15 protein-coding genes are annotated in these 16,161 nt (G+C 64.1%); 6 read left to right on the top strand and 9 right to left on the bottom strand.

Going from position 1 to position 16,161, the window contains the following annotated elements; genetic code table 11:
- Positions 1 to 163: 163 nt before the first annotated feature.
- Positions 164 to 772, bottom strand: a complete 609-nt coding sequence (locus U5A52_RS42290; protein ID WP_321940308.1) for an NAD(P)H-dependent oxidoreductase — start codon at positions 770 to 772, stop codon at positions 164 to 166.
- Between the two features lie 278 nt (positions 773 to 1,050).
- Here U5A52_RS42290 and U5A52_RS42285 point away from each other — a divergent pair, with 278 nt between their 5' ends.
- From U5A52_RS42285 to U5A52_RS42265, 5 genes are all read left to right on the top strand, one after another.
- Positions 1,051 to 1,632, top strand: coding sequence for a hemerythrin domain-containing protein (locus U5A52_RS42285; protein ID WP_321940307.1), 582 nt, complete (start codon positions 1,051 to 1,053; stop codon positions 1,630 to 1,632).
- Between the two features lie 248 nt (positions 1,633 to 1,880).
- Positions 1,881 to 2,687 (top strand): transporter substrate-binding domain-containing protein, encoded by an 807-nt coding sequence (locus U5A52_RS42280; protein WP_321940305.1) that lies wholly within the window; start codon positions 1,881 to 1,883, stop codon positions 2,685 to 2,687.
- Positions 2,688 to 2,748: 61 nt separating this feature from the next.
- Positions 2,749 to 3,426, top strand: a complete 678-nt coding sequence (locus tag U5A52_RS42275; protein WP_321940304.1) for an amino acid ABC transporter permease — start codon at positions 2,749 to 2,751, stop codon at positions 3,424 to 3,426.
- The gene (locus U5A52_RS42270) at positions 3,423 to 4,073 is read left to right on the top strand and encodes an amino acid ABC transporter permease (protein WP_321940303.1); all 651 of its coding nucleotides are present in this window, start codon (positions 3,423 to 3,425) and stop codon (positions 4,071 to 4,073) included. Before U5A52_RS42275 ends, U5A52_RS42270 begins: the two co-directional genes overlap by 4 nt.
- On the top strand, positions 4,060 to 4,779 hold the full coding sequence (locus U5A52_RS42265) for an amino acid ABC transporter ATP-binding protein (protein ID WP_321940302.1): 720 nt from the start codon (positions 4,060 to 4,062) through the stop codon (positions 4,777 to 4,779). Before U5A52_RS42270 ends, U5A52_RS42265 begins: the two co-directional genes overlap by 14 nt.
- Here the strand turns inward: U5A52_RS42265 and U5A52_RS42260 are convergent.
- The 8 genes from U5A52_RS42260 to urtA all read right to left on the bottom strand — a co-directional run bounded on the left by U5A52_RS42260 (position 4,773) and on the right by urtA (position 12,464).
- A complete protein-coding gene (locus tag U5A52_RS42260) occupies positions 4,773 to 5,813 on the bottom strand; it encodes an aliphatic amidase (protein ID WP_321940300.1) in 1,041 nt (346 codons plus the stop codon). The genes U5A52_RS42265 and U5A52_RS42260 overlap by 7 nt on opposite strands.
- A gap of 24 nt (positions 5,814 to 5,837) precedes the next feature.
- The gene (locus tag U5A52_RS42255; RefSeq protein ID WP_321917728.1) at positions 5,838 to 6,173 is read right to left on the bottom strand and encodes a zinc ribbon domain-containing protein; all 336 of its coding nucleotides are present in this window, start codon (positions 6,171 to 6,173) and stop codon (positions 5,838 to 5,840) included.
- Between the two features lie 33 nt (positions 6,174 to 6,206).
- Entirely contained in the window at positions 6,207 to 7,445 is a 1,239-nt protein-coding gene (gene fmdA, locus U5A52_RS42250) for a formamidase (protein WP_321940298.1), read from the bottom strand.
- 48 nt (positions 7,446 to 7,493) lie between these two features.
- Positions 7,494 to 8,183 carry an urea ABC transporter ATP-binding subunit UrtE gene (gene urtE / locus U5A52_RS42245; protein ID WP_110386303.1) on the bottom strand — a complete coding sequence of 230 codons (690 nt, stop codon included), beginning with the start codon at positions 8,181 to 8,183 and terminating at the stop codon, positions 7,494 to 7,496.
- A 30-nt stretch (positions 8,184 to 8,213) separates the two neighbouring features.
- Positions 8,214 to 8,957: an urea ABC transporter ATP-binding protein UrtD gene (gene urtD, locus U5A52_RS42240; protein ID WP_321917725.1), complete on the bottom strand. Its 744-nt coding sequence runs from the start codon at positions 8,955 to 8,957 to the stop codon at positions 8,214 to 8,216.
- A gap of 3 nt (positions 8,958 to 8,960) precedes the next feature.
- Entirely contained in the window at positions 8,961 to 10,130 is a 1,170-nt protein-coding gene (urtC, locus tag U5A52_RS42235; RefSeq protein WP_321917723.1) for an urea ABC transporter permease subunit UrtC, read from the bottom strand.
- A gap of 85 nt (positions 10,131 to 10,215) precedes the next feature.
- Complete coding sequence (gene urtB / locus U5A52_RS42230) at positions 10,216 to 11,133, bottom strand: urea ABC transporter permease subunit UrtB (RefSeq protein ID WP_321917722.1); 918 nt, start codon at positions 11,131 to 11,133, stop codon at positions 10,216 to 10,218.
- Positions 11,134 to 11,189: 56 nt separating this feature from the next.
- Positions 11,190 to 12,464 carry an urea ABC transporter substrate-binding protein gene (gene urtA, locus U5A52_RS42225; RefSeq protein ID WP_321917720.1) on the bottom strand — a complete coding sequence of 425 codons (1,275 nt, stop codon included), beginning with the start codon at positions 12,462 to 12,464 and terminating at the stop codon, positions 11,190 to 11,192.
- Positions 12,465 to 12,644: 180 nt separating this feature from the next.
- On the opposite strand from urtA, the gene U5A52_RS42220 reads away from it, so the two are divergent.
- Positions 12,645 to 16,067 (top strand): ATP-binding protein, encoded by a 3,423-nt coding sequence (locus U5A52_RS42220; RefSeq protein ID WP_321940295.1) that lies wholly within the window; start codon positions 12,645 to 12,647, stop codon positions 16,065 to 16,067.
- The last annotated feature ends 94 nt before the right edge of the window (positions 16,068 to 16,161 follow it).

Genomic DNA, 16,161 nt, shown 5'->3' with positions numbered 1-16,161 from the left:
GCCCTGCAAGGCGGGCATCGGCCGCGATTCGACCGCAAATTTGCCCGGACCGTTGTAGACCAGTGCTTTCATGTTCCCTCCAAGGATGTTTGGAACCACGCCCTGGCCGCGTAGCTCGCAGGATGGCCTGATCGACCCGCCGCGAATCTGTTCCGCCCAGGGTTCACGTCGCGGGCACCGATGCGAAGTGACCGCGTACAAAATCACGCACTCGCGCGAGGTTGGCGGAGGCCGTAGGGGCAGCCATCGCCGGGCCGATCTCGTCGAAATGCAGGTGCCCGATCAGATTGAAACCCGATGCGCGGAAAACGTGTGTGTCCTGCAGCAGTTGCATCGCCTGCCAACGGCCGTCCTCCACGAACGAGGCCAGCGGCGCCGCCGAAACGGTTACCACGACGGCACGGCGACCCGCCAGCATGCCGTGCACGCCGTCCGGCTGCGTCTCGTACGCGAAGCCGCGGCTGAATACCCGGTCGACATAGCCTTTCATCATGGCGGGCATCGCCATCCACCAGAGCGGATAGATGACGGTCACGACATCCGCCGCGAGCACGTCTTTCTGCGCGATCACGACGTCGGCCATCCGAATGTGCGCGTCGCTTTGCTCGGTTAATTCCTGCGCGGACAGCACGGGATCGAACCCCATGCGATACAGGTCATGCACGCGCACGTCATGGCCCATGCGGACCAGCTCTCCAAGGTAGGCGCGCGTCACGCTCATGGTGAAGCTGTCTTCCACCGGATGCGCGACCACGATCAGGTGTTTCTGCATGGCGGTGGCTCCTCTCAAAAACCGCTACGCAGAGATCGTGCGCGCGCCCGCGATCGTCTGATTGATGCACATCAAAGATATGCGGATTGCCCTGCTTGCGTGAGCCGCCAGTCCCCTTCAACATGGCGCGGACGATCCGCACAGATTGACCAGGATCAATGCTTCCCGCGCCGCCAGTTCCATAGTGAATGCGTTGCGGCCGACCACGCGGCGCCGACCTGGCGCGCGCTCGAGTGCGTATTCCTACCCGGTTGGCCGAGCCTGTTACGGAGCCCGACATGGAACCTGCCACCCGACGCAGCGCGATACAGGTGATCCTGAGCGAACACCGACGCCTGACGAGCGTCGTCAACGGCATGCTGCGCGTGACCGAGCGCATGGCGTCCGATGCCAGTTCATCGGGCGCCATGCTCATGCGCGCGATGCTCTACTACATACGCGAATTTCCCGAGCAGATTCATCACCCGAAGGAGGAGCGATATCTGTTCGCACGGCTACGCGGGCGCACCGACGAACTCGATGCCGCAATCGACGAACTCGGGCGTCAGCACGAGGAAGGCGAGCAGTACATCCACGCCATCGAGCGCTCACTCACACGGTACGAACTGGAGGGTGCGGGCGCGTTGCCTGTGCTGCGCGGCGAGGTGAGCGCCTATGCCGACTTCTATGCCCAACACCAGCATCTTGAGGAGACGGTGATCCTGCCTGGCGCGCGGCGCTATCTGACCGTGGCCGACTGGGTGGAGATCGACGAGGCATTCGGCGCGAATCGCGATCCCTTCGAGAGTCTCGAGATCGAAGACAATCTCGACGATCTCTATGCGCTGATCGTCCAGACCATGCCGGACAGGCAAACCTGAACGCCGGAACGCGGACCTGCCGGTTAGCGCGGCGAGGTGGAACTACAGCGAGATCCCCCGCGCTTACCGACCCTTGCCGGTGCACCGATCTGGTGAATTCCACCCGGCATCCCACGACAAATCGCCCGGTCTTTTCATGTGCTACGGCTTCACAGGCTGAGCACGCGGGCATTGGCGCGCTCCTTGCTTTAGCCACGGCACGCTCGCTCTTGAGAATGCGGGCGACCCATCTCTTCGGAAATCCCAGGATGCAACACAAGCCCAATTCGCTCCAACGCCGCCGCTGGCTCGCCGCGCTGCTGGCCGTGCCCGCACTGACCTTCTTCACAGCTCAGGCCGCCAACGCCGACGCACTCGACGCCATCGCCAAGCGCGGCGTGCTGCGCGTGGCTGTTCCCGAGGACTATCCGCCGTTTGGCGCGGTCGGCCCGGACATGCAGCCGCAAGGCTACGACATCGACATGGCAGCACTGCTCGCGAAGTCGATGAAGGTCAAGTTGCAGCTCGTGCCGGTCAATAGCGCAAACCGGATTCCCTACCTGCAGACCGACAAGGTCGACCTTGTGATCTCCTCGCTCGGCAAAACGCCGGACCGCGAAAAGGTCATCGATTTTTCGCAGCCCTATGCCCCCTACTTCCAGGGCGTGTTCGGGCCGGCCGATATCAAGGTGGCGGGACCTGCGGACCTCACCGGCAAGACCGTTGGCGCGACGCGCGGCGCACTCGAAGAAGTCGCGCTCACCAACATGGCGCCGAACGCCACCATCCGTCGCTTCGACGACAACAACGCGACCATCCAGGCGTTTCTCTCCGGCCAGGTGCAGTTGATCGCGGCGGGCAATATCGTCGCCGCGACGATCCTCGCGAAACACCCGCCGCGCGAACCGCAGATGAAGTTCGTCATCAAGGACTCGCCGTGCTTCGTGGGCCTCAACAAGAACGAGCCGCAACTGCTCACCAAGGTCAACGCGGCGATCGAGGAGGCGAAGAAGGACGGCTCGCTCCAGGCGATGTCGAAGAAGTGGTTTGGCCAGCCCTTGCCCGCCAATCTTTGACGCCTTGCGCCGCCGCCATGCGCGGCGGGCGCTTTCACCTCTGCACACCCGTCATATTTTCATGAGCTATCAGCTTCAGTTCGGCGACCTCGCGGGCTACGCCGGTATGTTCGCGAGCGGTGCGTCCGTCACGCTCGCGCTCACGGCGGCCTCGACGCTGCTCGGCATCAGCCTGGGCGTCGCGGGCGCGGCCGTCTACCAGAGCCGCCGCACGGCGCCGCGCACGGTCGTGCACGCCTATGTGGAGGCCATTCGCAACACGCCGTTTCTCGTGCAGCTTTTCTTCGTGTTCTTCGGGCTGCCCGCGCTCGGCGTGCACATCGGGGAATACACGGCGGCCGTGCTCGCGATGACGCTGAACCTCGGTGCATATTCCGTCGAGATCCTGCGTGCCGGCATCGACGCGGTGCCGCGCGGACATCGCGAGGCCGCCGCGGCGCTCGCGATGTCGAGCCGCGAAACCTTCGTGCACGTGCTGCTTCCGCAAGCATTCGCGAAGGTGTTTCCCGCGCTGGCGAGCCAGATCGTCATCACGATGCTCGGCTCGGCCGTCGTCTCGCAGATCTCGGTCGCGGATCTCACGTATGCGGCGGGTTACGTGCAATCGCGCAATTTCCGCGCGTTCGAAACGTATTTCCTCATCGCCGGGATCTATCTCGTGATGGCGCTCCTCTTGCGCGCCGCCCTCACCGCCGCCGGCCGGCGACTGTTCACGCGCAACCTGCGAGGCGCGCGATGATCGAATTCACATTCGCGCAGATCGTCGAAGGTTTGCTGCTGGCCGCGCGCTGGACCGTTCTGCTCTCGCTGGTTTCATTCGTGACCGGCGGCGTGGTCGGTTTGCTGCTGCTCGTTATGCGCGTGTCGAACTCACGCGTGCTGCGCTCGCTCGTGCGCATTTACATCGAGGTGTTCCAGGGCACACCGTTGCTGCTGCAGCTCTTTATCGTCTACTTCGGGTTGCCGCTGCTCGGCATCGACGTCTCGGCGTGGATGGCGGCCACGCTCGGCCTCACGTTCTTCACGAGCGCGTATCTCGCCGAAATCTGGCGCGGCTGCGTGGAGGCGGTGCCGAAGGGCCAGTGGGAGGCGTCGGCCAGTCTCGCCATGAACTATTTCGAGCAATTGCGCCATGTGATCCTGCCGCAAGCCGCGCGCATCGCCATCGGCCCGACCGTGGGTTTCGGCGTGCAGGCGATCAAGGACACGGCGCTCGTGTCGATCATTGGCTTTGCCGAACTCACGAAGGCCGGCACACAAATTTCGAACGCGACGTTTCGGCCATTTCTGGTCTACGGACTCGTCGCGCTGATCTATTTCGCCCTGTGCTATCCGCTTACGCGGTATGCGCGGGTGCTGCAAAGGAAATGGCATGCCGCTCGTTAAGACCGAAGGCGTCGAAAAGCAGTTCGGCGCCCACCCTGTACTGAAGGGAATCGACCTCACTGTCGAACGCGGCCAGGTGGTCAGCATCATCGGGCGCAGCGGCTCCGGCAAGAGCACCTTGCTGCGGGCGCTGAACGGACTCGAAAGCATCGACGCGGGCTCGATCGAGATCGACGGCGAACACGTCGATGCACGCCACGCGGACCTGCGCGCGCTGCGGCTGAAAGTCGGCATGGTCTTTCAGCAATACAACCTGTTTCCGCATCTCACCGCTTGCGAAAACGTGATGCTCGCGCAAACGGTCGTCAAGAAAACGCCACGCAAGGAGGCCCGGGTCATCGCACAGGAGATGCTCGAGCGCGTGGGCCTGGGCGGTAAATTCGACGCGTTTCCCGATCAACTCTCGGGCGGGCAGCAACAGCGCGTCGCCATTGCGCGCGCGCTCGCCATGAAGCCGAGCGTGCTGCTCTGCGACGAAATCACATCCGCGCTCGACCCCGAACTCGTGGGCGAGGTGTTGGGCGTGGTGGAAAGCCTCGCGCGCGAGGACATGACGCTCATCATGGTCACGCACGAAATGCGCTTCGCGCGCGCCGTGAGCGACACCGTGGTGTTCATGCACGAAGGCCGCGTATGGGAAAGCGGACCGCCCGAGGAAATTTTCGGCAGTCCGTCGACGGTGGAGTTGCGGCGCTTCATTCAGTGACGTTCGTCCAGATCGCCGTGTGGAATGCCTTCTATCGGACACTCGGCGGTGCCCGGCGTCGTACGCGTGAGCGCTTCCACCGCGCGCCGCGTGCCTTCGGGGTCCGCTACCCAGTTCCGGTAGAAGCCGAACGGACACGCGGCCACGCCGTTGGCGCCGTCGCCCGAATTGAGCGTGCCCGTGTAGCCGCGATGCAGCAGCTTGTACAGATGATTCTGCGACTGCATGTTGCGTCGCGCGTCGCGAATCATGCTTAGCGAAAGCTCGGCGTACTGCACGCCCATCTCTTCCTCGCCGCATTCGCCGAGCGTGCGCCCGTCGAAGCCGACGATCGCCGAATGGCCGAAGTACGAATACACGCCGTCCCAGCCCGTGGCATTCGCCACGGCCACATACGTGTTGTTCATCCACGCCATGGCTTTCGCGACCATGACCTGCTGCTCCTTGGCCGGGTACATGTAGCCCTGGCAGCGCACGATCAGCTCCGCGCCGCTCATGGCGCAGTCGCGCCAGATCTCCGGATAGTTGCCGTCGTCGCAGATAATGAGGCTGATCTTGAGGCCCTTCGGCCCTTCCGTCACGTAGGTGCGATCACCGGGATACCAGCCTTCGATCGGCGTCCACGGCATGATCTTGCGATACTTCTGCACGATCTCGCCGCGATTGTCGATCAGCACGAGTGTGTTGTACGGCACCTTATGCGGATGTTCCTCGTGGCGCTCGCCGGTCAGCGAAAACACGCCCCACACGTTGGCCTTGCGGCACGCGGCGGCAAAGATGTCGGTTTCCTCGCCAGGCACCGTGGACGCCGTATCGAACATCTCCTGCCGGTCGTACATGATTCCGTGCGTCGAATACTCGGGGAAGACCACGAGGTCCATGCCCGGCAAGCCCTGCTTCATGCCGACCACCATCTCGGCAATGTTCCGCGCGTTTGCGAGCACCTCGGCCTTCGTGTGCAGTCGCGGCATCTTGTAGTTGACGACCGCGACGCCCACGCAGTCGCGGCTGCTCGAAATATCACCATGTCGCATAGTTTGCTCTCCTGATAAGTCGGTTCAATGGCTGATCATCCACGGCCGCCCCGCCGGGCGCTTGAGGCCTTCGGACGGCGCGCCCGCGAGCTTCGCGCCGCCGCCCGAGCAGCAGCTGCAACCGGGGCGATGGCGCAGCGGCGGCCCGTCGCCGGACTGACGCGGCGCATGCGCGGCGCGTTCGTTCGTCGCGTGCGCATGGCGGCGCGTGCCTGCCATCAACGCGAGCGCAGGCGCGCTGATCACGCGCGATCCTTCGCCGCCGCAATCGGGACAGCGGCACGGCTTTTCGCGGTCGGCAATGCGGCGCATGACGGCGAACGGACCGCAGCTCGCGCATTCGAAGTCGTAGATCGGCATGACGGGTTCCTCGTGTGACGATGTGACGATCGATTACGGTTTCGCGAGATCGGGCGAGCACGGCAGATCGACGCCGCCCTTGATGTGCTGGATCGGGCCATCGGCATTGGGTCGAATGTCGAAGTCGAAGATCTGCGTGGGCAGCCACAACGTCGCGCACGCGTTCGGAATATCGACGACACCGCTGATATGCCCTTGCACCGGCGCGCAACCAAGCAGCGAATACGCCTGCGCGCCCGAGTAGCCGAACTTCTTCAAATACTCGATGGCGTTCAGGCACGCCTGGCGGTACGCAACGGTCACATCGAGATAGTGCTGGCTGCCCTGCTCGTCGACGGAAATGCCTTCGAAGATCAGATAATCGTTGTACGTCGGCGTGATCGGACTCGGCTGGAACACAGGATTGCGAATGCCGTATTTCGCCATGCCGCCCTTGATGACATTCACGCGCATGTGCACCCAGCCAGCCATTTCGATCGCGCCGCAGAACGTAATCTCGCCGTCGCCCTGGCTAAAGTGCAGGTCGCCGACAGAGAGGCCCGCGCCATCCACGTAGACCGGGAAAAACACCTTCGAGCCGCGCGACAGGTCCTTGATGTCGCAATTGCCGCCATGCTCGCGCGGCGGCACGGTGCGCGCGCCTTCGGCGGCGGCCTTGTCGCGCGCCTCGCCTGCCAGCTTGCCCATGTGCGCCGTGGCCGCGAACGGCGGATTCGCCAGCGGCGGCACGCGCTCGGGCGCGGTCGCGATCAAACCGGTTTCGCGCGCGTTCCACGTTTCGAGCAGCTTCGGGTCGGGCAGGCAGCCGATGAGCCCCGGATGAATCAGGCCCGCGAAATTCACGCCCGGAATATGGCGCGAACTCGTATACACGCCATGGAAATCCCAGATCGACTTTTGCGCGTCGGGGAAATGATCGGTGAGAAAACCGCCGCCGTTCGACTTCGAGAAGAAGCCGTTGAAGCCCCACTGGCTGTCCGCTTTCGCGCCGATGTCGAGCAGATCGACCACGAGCAGGTCGCCCGGCTCCGCGCCGCGCACGCCCACCGGGCCCGAGAGAAAATGCACGATCGAAAGGTCGATGTCGCGCACGTCGTCGGCGCTGTCGTCGTTCTTGATGAAGCCGCCGGTCCAGTCGTACGTTTCGAGCACGAAGTCGTCGCCGGGATTGACCCAGCAGGCCATGGGGATATCCGGATGCCAGCGGTTGTGGACCTGTTCGTTTTCGTAGGCGGACTGGTTCAGGTCGACCTTGATGAGAGTTTCAGGCATTGCGTTCGCTCCTTGGTTCGAAGGTGGTCAGGTTGTGAAGCTCGGCGTTCACACGGAGAGGTATTCGCGTATGCGATCGGTGTCACCGGCGTCGCGCGTGCTTTGATGCACGAAGCGCCCGCCTTCGATCACGAAGAGCCGGTCCGCGACGTCGAGCGCGAAACTCAGCACCTGCTCCGACACGACGATGGCGATGTTGCGTGTCTGGCGAATCTGATTCAGCGCCTTCGCGATGTCTTTGATGACGGACGGCTGAATGCCCTCGGTCGGCTCGTCGAGCAGCAGCACTTTCGGGTCGGTCGCGAGCGCGCGCGCGATGGCGAGTTGCTGCTGCTGGCCGCCCGAGAGATTGCCGCCCTTGCGGCGCCGCATGTCGAATAGCACGGGAAAGAGCGCGTAAATGTCGTCGGGTATGCGCTGGCTCTGCGCGTTTTCGAGTCCCGTCTGAATGTTTTCCTCGACGCTCAGCGAAGCGAAAATCTGCCGCCCTTGCGGCACGTAGCCGATACCCTTCGCAACGCGCCGGTAACTCTCGTCCTTCGAAACGTCGGCGCCGCCCACGCGCACCGTGCCGCGATTGGCGGGCAGCATGCCGATAAGCGCCTTGAAAAGCGTGGTCTTGCCCATGCCGTTGCGGCCCATCACCGCAACGCTTTCGCCATTGGCCACCGAAAAGCCGATGCCGTGCAGCACTTCGCTCTGGCCGTAGCTCACGACGAGATCGTCGACTTCCAGCATGATGTGTCCTCCGTTCAGTCGTTCTGTCGTTCAATGGCCGAGATAGACATCGATCACGCGCGGATCGGCCTGCACCTGCGCCATCGGCCCTTCCGCGAGAATCTTGCCTTGATGCATTACCGTGACCTTGTGCGCAATGCGCTCGACGAACGCCATGTCGTGCTCGATCACGATCATCGAGCGGTTGCGGCAGATGCGGTCGAGCAGCTCGGCAGTCAATTCGCGCTCGCGCACGCTCATGCCCGCAATCGGTTCGTCGAGCATCAATAGTTCGGGGTCCTGCATGAGCAGCATGCCGATTTCGAGCCATTGCTTCTGGCCGTGCGAAAGCAACCCGGCCTCCAGATCGAGCAATGCGGCAAGACCGATTTCGTCGGCAACGGCGCGCACGCGGTCGGCCACTTCGTCGTCCTCGCGATACGCGAGTGCGCCGAACACACTGCGCCCGCGCGGAAACGACACCTCCAGGTTTTGCGCGACGCTCAGGTTTTCGTAGATCGACGGCGTCTGGAACTTGCGGCCAATGCCCTTGCGTACGCGCCGGAATTCCGCGAGCTTCGTGATTTCCTCGTTGCGGAACTTGATGCTGCCCGCCGTTTCCTTCGTCTTGCCGCAAATGAGGTCGAGCAGCGTGGTTTTGCCCGCGCCGTTCGGTCCGATCACGACGCGCAGTTCGCCGCGCTCGAGATAGAGATTTAGCGAATCGATCGCCTTGAAGCCGTCGAACGACACGGTCAAGTCTTCGATCGCGAGCAGAAAGTCAGTGTTGCTCATGCTTCATGCCTCCTTGTTCGCCACGCCGAGCCAGCGCCGCACGCGCGGCCGCACATGCTCTTCGTAGAGGCCTGCGAGTCCGTTCGGAAACGCCATCACCACGCCGATGAACATCGCCGCCATCAGATAGAGCCAGAGATTCGGAAAGCTCTCCGAGAACCAGCTCTTGCCAAGATTGACGAGAATCGCGCCGTACACCGCGCCCACGAGCGACATGCGACCGCCGATCGCCGCGTAGATCACCATCTCGATGGACGGCACGATGCCGACGAACGACGGCGACATGAAGCCAACCTGCAACGTGAACATCGCACCGCCGATGGCCGAGAGCAGCGCCGCGAGACAGAACGCGAACACCTTGAACATGGCCACGTCGTAGCCGGAAAAGCGCACGCGGTCTTCCTTGTCGCGCATGGCGAGCAGCAGCGTGCCTGCCTTGCTGCGCTGGACCCAGCGGCAAGCGAGCAACGCGCCGATCAGCAGCACCGCGTTGACAAAATAGAGCACGAGCTTCGCGTGGTCGGTGCGAATGTCCCAGCCGAGCAACGTGCGCAGGTCGGTGATGCCGTTCACCCCGCCCGTGTAGCCTTGCTGGCCGATGATCAGCACCGAGAGAATCAGCGCGACGGCCTGGGTGATGATCGCGAAGTACACGCCGCCCACGCGCCGCTTGAACATGGCGTAGCCGATCACGAATGCGAGCGCCGTCGGCACGACGAGCACCGCGAGAATCGAGAACGGCAGCGAGTGAAACGGTTTCCACCACGTGGGCAGCGCCGTGAGCTGGTTCCAGTCCATGAAGTCGGGAATGCCGGGCGTGGTCTGCGTGCGCGTCGCGGCCGGGTCGGACGCTTCGAGCTTGAGGAACATCGCCATCGCATAGCCGCCGAGGCCGAAGAACACACCCTGCCCGAGGCTCAGCACGCCGCCGTAGCCCCACGCGATCACGAGGCCCATGGCCACGAACGCATAGGTCAGGTACTTGCCCATGAGGTTCAGCCGGAATGTGTCGAGCGCGAGCGGAAACACGATCACGATCAGCACCGCGAGGATCGCGATGCCTGCGTAGCCCGACGCGTCGAGCCGCGCCGCGACCGCGCGCCAGCCGCCCGGCGCCGCGCCGGAGCCGGATCGCGGGGAGACGCCGCCCGCCACGGGTTGGATGGGTTCCATGTCCATCTCTCCATACAAGTGAAACAGTGAATGAGCCGCGCGCGCGAGCGCGCACCCGGCAACGCCCTTAACGCCCTTAATGTCCTTACACGCGCCGCACCTTCGAGGCGAACAAGCCCTGCGGACGCAGCATCAGGATCACGACAACCGTGAGCAGCGTGAGCACGCGGGCGATCGAGCCCGAGAGGAAGAACTCGCTGATCGACTGCATCTGCGCGATGCCGAACGCCGAGGCCACCGTACCGAGCAGGCTCGCCGCGCCGCCGAACGTCACGACGAGAAACGAATCGACGATATAGAGCGAGCCGCTCGTCGGCCCGGTCGAGCCGATCGCCGTGAACGCCGCACCCGCCACGCCCGCGATGCCGCAGCCGATGGCGAAGGTCATACGGTCGGTGCGGCGCGTGTTGATGCCCGCCGCATTCGCCATCGGCCGGTTGGCGACCGTGGCGCGCACCCGCAGCCCCCAGCGCGAGCGATAGAGCGCGAGCAGCAAGCCGCCCGTCATGAGCAGCGCGAGCCCCATGACGAACATGCCGCTCACGGGAATGTCGAGCCCCGGCGCCGGCTCCCACGAACCCATCAGCCAGTCGGGCAGCGCGGGGCTCACTTCCTTCGGCCCGAAGGTCGAGCGAAACACCTGCTGCATGCCGAGGCTCAGGCCCCAGGTGGCGAGCAGCGTGTCGAGCGGGCGCCGGTAGAGATGCCGGATGAGCGCCCATTCGGCAAGCCAGCCCGCCGCAAACGCCAGGCCGAACGCCGCGAAGATCGCGAAGAAGAAGTACACCGGCGTGAACGCATGCCAGACGTTCTGCGCGAACCACGAAAACATGTAGACGGTGTAGGCGCCGATCGTCATGAATTCGCCGTGCGCCATGTTGATCACGCCCATCTGGCCGAAGATCACAGCCAGCCCGAGCCCCATCAGAAGCAGGACGCTGAACAGGCTCAAACCGGCGAAGCCCTGCATCAGCGTGATGTTGAAAATGTCGGTAGCGGACATCGAGCGCTCCTCGCGCGGCGGCGCATGATGCGCGCCGCGCAGCTTCGGTTGACGGATTACATGTAGCCCTTCGGGAACGGATTCGGCTGGATCGGTTGCGCCGACTGCGCGACGACCTTGAACTGGCCGTCCGCCTGGCCCTCGCCGATCAGCGAGCGGCTCCACAGGTGATGGTTCGCGTCGACCTTGGCGTAGCCCTGCGGCGCGTTGCCGACCTCGATGCCCGCCGACGACGCCACGACCTTGTCCACGTCGAAGCTGCCCGCGCGCTCGCACGCGGCCTTCCAGATCCACGGGCCGAGATACGCGGCCTGGGTGACGTCGCCGATCACGGCCTTTTGCCCGTAGCGCGCCTTGAATGCCGCGACGAACTTCTTGTTGTTGTCGTTATCGAGCGACTGGAAGTACTTCATCGACGAATAGAAGCCCGCGAAGTTGTCGCCGCCAATGCCGAGCACTTCGTCTTCGGTCACTGAAAGCGTGAGCAGGAACTGCTTCTGCGGGGTGATGCCGGCCGCTTTCAGTTGCTTGTAGAACGCCACGTTCGAGCCGCCCACCACGGTCGCGAAGATGCAGTCGGGGCGCGCGAGCTTGATCTTGTTCATTAGCGAATTGAATTCGGTCGTGCCGAGCGGGTAATACTCTTCGCCCACGACCTTCGCGTGCAGATGCTGCTCGATATGGCGGCGCGCGATCTTGTTCGAGGTGCGCGGCCAGATATAGTCCGAACCGATCAGGAAGAACGTCTTGGCTTTCTTCGTGTTCGACGCCCAGTCGAGCGCCCACAGAATCTGCTGGGTGGCTTCCTGGCCCGTGTAGAACACGTTCTTCGACTGCTCGAGGCCTTCGTAGAAGGTCGGGTAGTACAGCAGGCCGTTGTCCTTCTCGAACACCGGCAGCACCGCCTTGCGCGAGGCCGAGGTCCAGCAGCCGAACACGGCGGCGACGTGGTCGTTTTCGAGCAGCTTCTTCGACTTCTCCGCGAAGGTGGGCCAGTCGGACGCGCCGTCTTCCTGAATGATCTGGATCTTGCGGCCGAGCACGCCGCCCATGGCGTTGATCTGCTCGATGGCGAGGCGTTCGGCCTGAATCGAGCCGGTCTCGGAGATCGCCATCGTGCCGGTAGCCGAATGCAGCTGGCCCACCGTCACCGTCGTGTCGGTCACGGCAAGGCCCGTCGTGTTGACCTTCGCCGTGGGCGGCGTTTGCGCAAACGAGGTGCGCGGCATGCCGAGCGCCATCAGCGGCGCGGCGGCGAGGCCGCCGAGCAGTTTGCGGCGCAGCGGCGACGGCATGCGGGCATCGTCATCGATTCGATCGTCTGCGGACATCACGTTCTCCTTATCGGGCGCCCTGCGCTTCGTGTCAGGGCTGGGTCGAGGTTGGACGCAATGTAGAAAGCCAAATTGGCAATCGAAATACGTCGATTGACGTATTCCCCGCCGGCGCACTGGAATGTAACTTGCATGAACTTCGATCCTGCCGCTTTCGCACCAATCCGGATCATCTTCATGTCCCAAAGTCCCCCGCCAGTGGGCGCGCCCAGCACGCAGCGCATCGTCAAGGTGCGACGCGACTACAACGCCTGGGTCGGCGACGAAACGCTCGAAGACTACGCGCTGCGCTTCACGCCGCGCTCGTTTCGCCGCTGGTCGGAACTGCGCGTGGCCAATACGGCAATTGGCGCCGTATCGTTTCTCGTGCTCGAGGCAATCGGGGGCAGTCTCGTCATCAACTACGGCTTTACGAACGCGATCTGGGCCATCGCCGCCGTTTCGGTGCTGATCTGGCTCACGAGCCTGCCGATCAGCTATTACGCGGCGCGCTATGGCGTCGACATGGACCTGCTCACGCGCGGTGCGGGCTTCGGCTATATCGGCTCGACGCTCACCTCGCTGCTCTACGCCGTCTTCACGTTTATTTTTTTCGCGCTCGAAGCGGCCATCATGTCGCTCGCGCTGCAGCTCTATTTCCACATCTCGCTCGGGATCGCGTATGTGCTGAGTTCGCTCGTCGTGATCCCGATCGTGATGTTCGGCATCACGCTGATCAACCGCCTGCAAAGCTGGACGCAGCCGCTCTGGCTCGTGCTGTTCGCGCTGCCCTATGCGGCGGTGCTGTGGCGTCATCCGGGCCTCGTGCACGAATGGACGACGTTCGCGGGCTTCGCGCCGCAAGGCCGCGCGTTCAGCTTGATCGCGTTCGGTCAGGCCTCGACCGTGGTCTTCGCGCTGATCGTGCAGGTGGGCGAACAGGTGGACTATTTGCGTTTTTTACCGCCGCTCACGGCGCGCAACCGCACGCGCTGGTGGCTGGCCCTCCTTTCGGCGGGCCCGGGCTGGATCGTGCCCGGCGCGCTCAAGATGCTCGGCGGCGCGTTTCTCGCCTTCGTCGCGATCCAGCATGAGGTCGATGCCTCGCACGCCGCGCAGCCCACGCAGATGTACCTCGTCGCCTATCATCTGCTGCTCGATCCGCTCGGACTCGCGAGCTGGGCACTGCCCGTGATGACGCTCTTCGTGATCGTTTCGCAGTTGAAGATCAACGTGACGAACGCCTATGCGGGCTCGCTCGCGTGGTCGAACTTCTTCGCCCGGCTCACGCACAGTCACCCGGGCCGCGTGGTCTGGCTCGTGTTCAACGTGATGATTGCCTTGCTGCTCGTGGAAATGGGCGTATTCGACGCCATCGGCAAGGTGCTGTCGCTCTATGCGAACATTGCGATTGCGTGGGTGGGCGCCCTGTTTGCCGATCTCGTCATCAACAAGCCGCTCGGCTACAGCCCCCGTTATATCGAGTTCAAGCGCGCGCATCTGTACGACGTGAATCCCGTGGGCGTGGGGGCCATGCTGATCGCGGCAGCGGTCGCGATGCTCGCGCAAAGCGGCATGCTCGGCGTGCTTGCGCAAGCGATGTCATCGTTCATCGCGTTCGGCGTGGCGTTCGTCTGTGCGCCGGCGATCGCGATCGCCACGCGCGGGCGCTACTACATCGCGCGGGCCGCGCAGCCCACGGGCGACGCCGTTTCGCTGCGCTGCGCGATTTGCGAGAACGCCTTCGAACCCGACGACACCGCGTACTGCCCCGCTTACGGCGGCACGATCTGTTCGCTGTGCTGCTCGCTCGACTCGCGCTGCCACGACCGCTGCAAACCGCATGCGCGCTTCGCCGCGCAGGCCGACCGCGCGCTGCATCGCGTTTTTCCGCGCATTCGGCTCGGCCCCGCCGCGCTGCGTCTCACGCATTACGCGAGCCTCGTGGTCGCGATGCTGGCGGTGCTCGCGAGCGTGCTGTATCTGATCTGGTCGCAGAGCGTGACGACGCTTGCCGCCAACGATGCGTCATTCGACGGCGCCATTGCGGGCAGTTTCCTGAAGATATTTTTCTCGCTCTCTCTGGTGGGCTGCATCGCGGCATGGTGGTTCGTGCTCGAGCGCGAAAGCCGGCGCGTCACGCAGGAAGAATCGCAGCGGCAAAACGAATTGCTGATGCTCGAAATCGACGCACACCAGAAGACCGACGCCGCGCTCAAACGCGCAACGGCCGCCGCCGAATCGGCGAATCAGGCCAAGAGCCGCTACGTTACCGGCTTGAGCCACGAGTTGCGCACGCCGCTCAATAGCATTCTCGGCTATGCGCAATTGTTGCTGCAGGCGAAAGACGAGCTTTCGGCGACCCGTTATAACGCGGTGCGCACGATCCACCGCAGCGGCGAACATCTGCTCGCGCTGGTCGACGGCCTGCTCGACGTCGCGCGTATCGAAGCGGGCAAGCTGCAACTGAACATCGCGCGCGTGCCGCTCGCCGATTTCGTCGCGCACGTCACGTCGATGCTGCGCCCGCAGGCGCTCGAAAAGGCGTTGGCCTTCGACGTGCAGACCGTCGGCCGTCTGCCCGCCACGGTGCGCTCCGACCAGAAGTGCATGGGCCAGATCCTCACTAACCTGATCGGCAACGCCATCCGCTTCACCTCCGCCGGCACCGTGACGCTGCGCGTGAGTCACGCGCTCGACACCCTCAAGTTCGAAGTGATCGACACCGGACCCGGCATTCCCGCGGCCGAGATGGAGCGCCTGTTCCTGCCCTTCGAGCGAGGCGACGCCGCGCACGCGCATGACCACGGCGCGGGCCTTGGCCTCACGATCTGCCGGCTGCTCACGCAGGCGCTCGGCGGTAGTCTCGAAGTCGACAGCGAGGTGGGACGCGGCACGCGCTTCGTGGTGCGGCTCTTTGCGCCCGCCGTCGACAGCGCTGCCGACGCGCGCACCGAACTCGCGGCGATACGCGGCTATACGGGCGAGCGCCGTGCGATTCTCGTCGTCGACGACTTCGCGGACCAGCGCGGCATTGTCGTGCAACTGCTGACGCCGCTTGGCTTCGACGTCGCCGAGGCGGCGAGCGGCCCCGAGGCGCTGCGCTGGCTCGCCACGCACAGCGCCGACGCGATCATCATGGACATTTCCATGCCGCTCATGGACGGCTACGAAACCAGCCGCCTGATCCGCGAAAACCAGTTGTCGAATGCGCCTGTCGTGCTGCTTTCGGCCAACGCGTTTGCCGACGACCGCGAACGCGCGAGCGCGACCGGTTGCGCCGGCTATCTTGTGAAGCCGCTGCAGGTGAACGTGCTGCTCGACAAACTCGCGCAACTGCTAGCGCTCGACTGGATTGCATCCGATACGTCATTGCCCGCGCCCGCGCAGGCCGGTGCGGCCTCGCTCAACGCCGCCTGGCCGCCAGCGGTGCTCGAACGCCTGCGCGCGCACCTCGAAGTCGGCTACGTGCAAGGCGTGATCGAGCAGCTCGACACGGCCCGCGCCACGTGGCCTGCACTGCAGGAGCATATCGATGTGCTGCGCGCATTGGCGGAACGCTTTCAGCTAAGGGAACTCGAGCATGAACTCGACCGACTGCCTCGCTCCGCCGATGCGTGACGCACAGGCCATGGGCGGCGCCAACGCGGCGCCTGGCTGGCTTGACGACCGGCCTGTCGTATTGATCGTCGACGATACGCCGGACAACCTCGCA

Source organism: Paraburkholderia sp. J8-2 (assembly GCF_905220195.1).
In the GTDB taxonomy this organism is placed as follows: domain Bacteria; phylum Pseudomonadota; class Gammaproteobacteria; order Burkholderiales; family Burkholderiaceae; genus Paraburkholderia.
This window is presented reverse-complemented; position numbering and strand designations above follow the sequence as displayed.

What these genes read in the sequence shown, in the direction of transcription:
- fmdA (WP_321940298.1), bottom strand. Translation starts at nt 7,445, where the DNA reads ATGCCTGAAACTCTCATCAAGGTCGACCTGAACCAGTCCGCCTACGAA.
- urtB (WP_321917722.1), bottom strand. Translation starts at nt 11,133, where the DNA reads ATGTCCGCTACCGACATTTTCAACATCACGCTGATGCAGGGCTTCGCC.
- U5A52_RS42260 (WP_321940300.1), bottom strand. Translation starts at nt 5,813, where the DNA reads ATGCGACATGGTGATATTTCGAGCAGCCGCGACTGCGTGGGCGTCGCG.
- urtA (WP_321917720.1), bottom strand. Translation starts at nt 12,464, where the DNA reads ATGTCCGCAGACGATCGAATCGATGACGATGCCCGCATGCCGTCGCCG.
- urtC (WP_321917723.1), bottom strand. Translation starts at nt 10,130, where the DNA reads ATGGAACCCATCCAACCCGTGGCGGGCGGCGTCTCCCCGCGATCCGGC.
- U5A52_RS42265 (WP_321940302.1), top strand. Translation starts at nt 4,060, where the DNA reads ATGCCGCTCGTTAAGACCGAAGGCGTCGAAAAGCAGTTCGGCGCCCAC.
- urtE (WP_110386303.1), bottom strand. Translation starts at nt 8,183, where the DNA reads ATGCTGGAAGTCGACGATCTCGTCGTGAGCTACGGCCAGAGCGAAGTG.
- U5A52_RS42270 (WP_321940303.1), top strand. Translation starts at nt 3,423, where the DNA reads ATGATCGAATTCACATTCGCGCAGATCGTCGAAGGTTTGCTGCTGGCC.
- U5A52_RS42220 (WP_321940295.1), top strand. Translation starts at nt 12,645, where the DNA reads ATGTCCCAAAGTCCCCCGCCAGTGGGCGCGCCCAGCACGCAGCGCATC.
- U5A52_RS42275 (WP_321940304.1), top strand. Translation starts at nt 2,749, where the DNA reads ATGAGCTATCAGCTTCAGTTCGGCGACCTCGCGGGCTACGCCGGTATG.
- U5A52_RS42280 (WP_321940305.1), top strand. Translation starts at nt 1,881, where the DNA reads ATGCAACACAAGCCCAATTCGCTCCAACGCCGCCGCTGGCTCGCCGCG.
- U5A52_RS42290 (WP_321940308.1), bottom strand. Translation starts at nt 772, where the DNA reads ATGCAGAAACACCTGATCGTGGTCGCGCATCCGGTGGAAGACAGCTTC.
- urtD (WP_321917725.1), bottom strand. Translation starts at nt 8,957, where the DNA reads ATGAGCAACACTGACTTTCTGCTCGCGATCGAAGACTTGACCGTGTCG.
- U5A52_RS42285 (WP_321940307.1), top strand. Translation starts at nt 1,051, where the DNA reads ATGGAACCTGCCACCCGACGCAGCGCGATACAGGTGATCCTGAGCGAA.
- U5A52_RS42255 (WP_321917728.1), bottom strand. Translation starts at nt 6,173, where the DNA reads ATGCCGATCTACGACTTCGAATGCGCGAGCTGCGGTCCGTTCGCCGTC.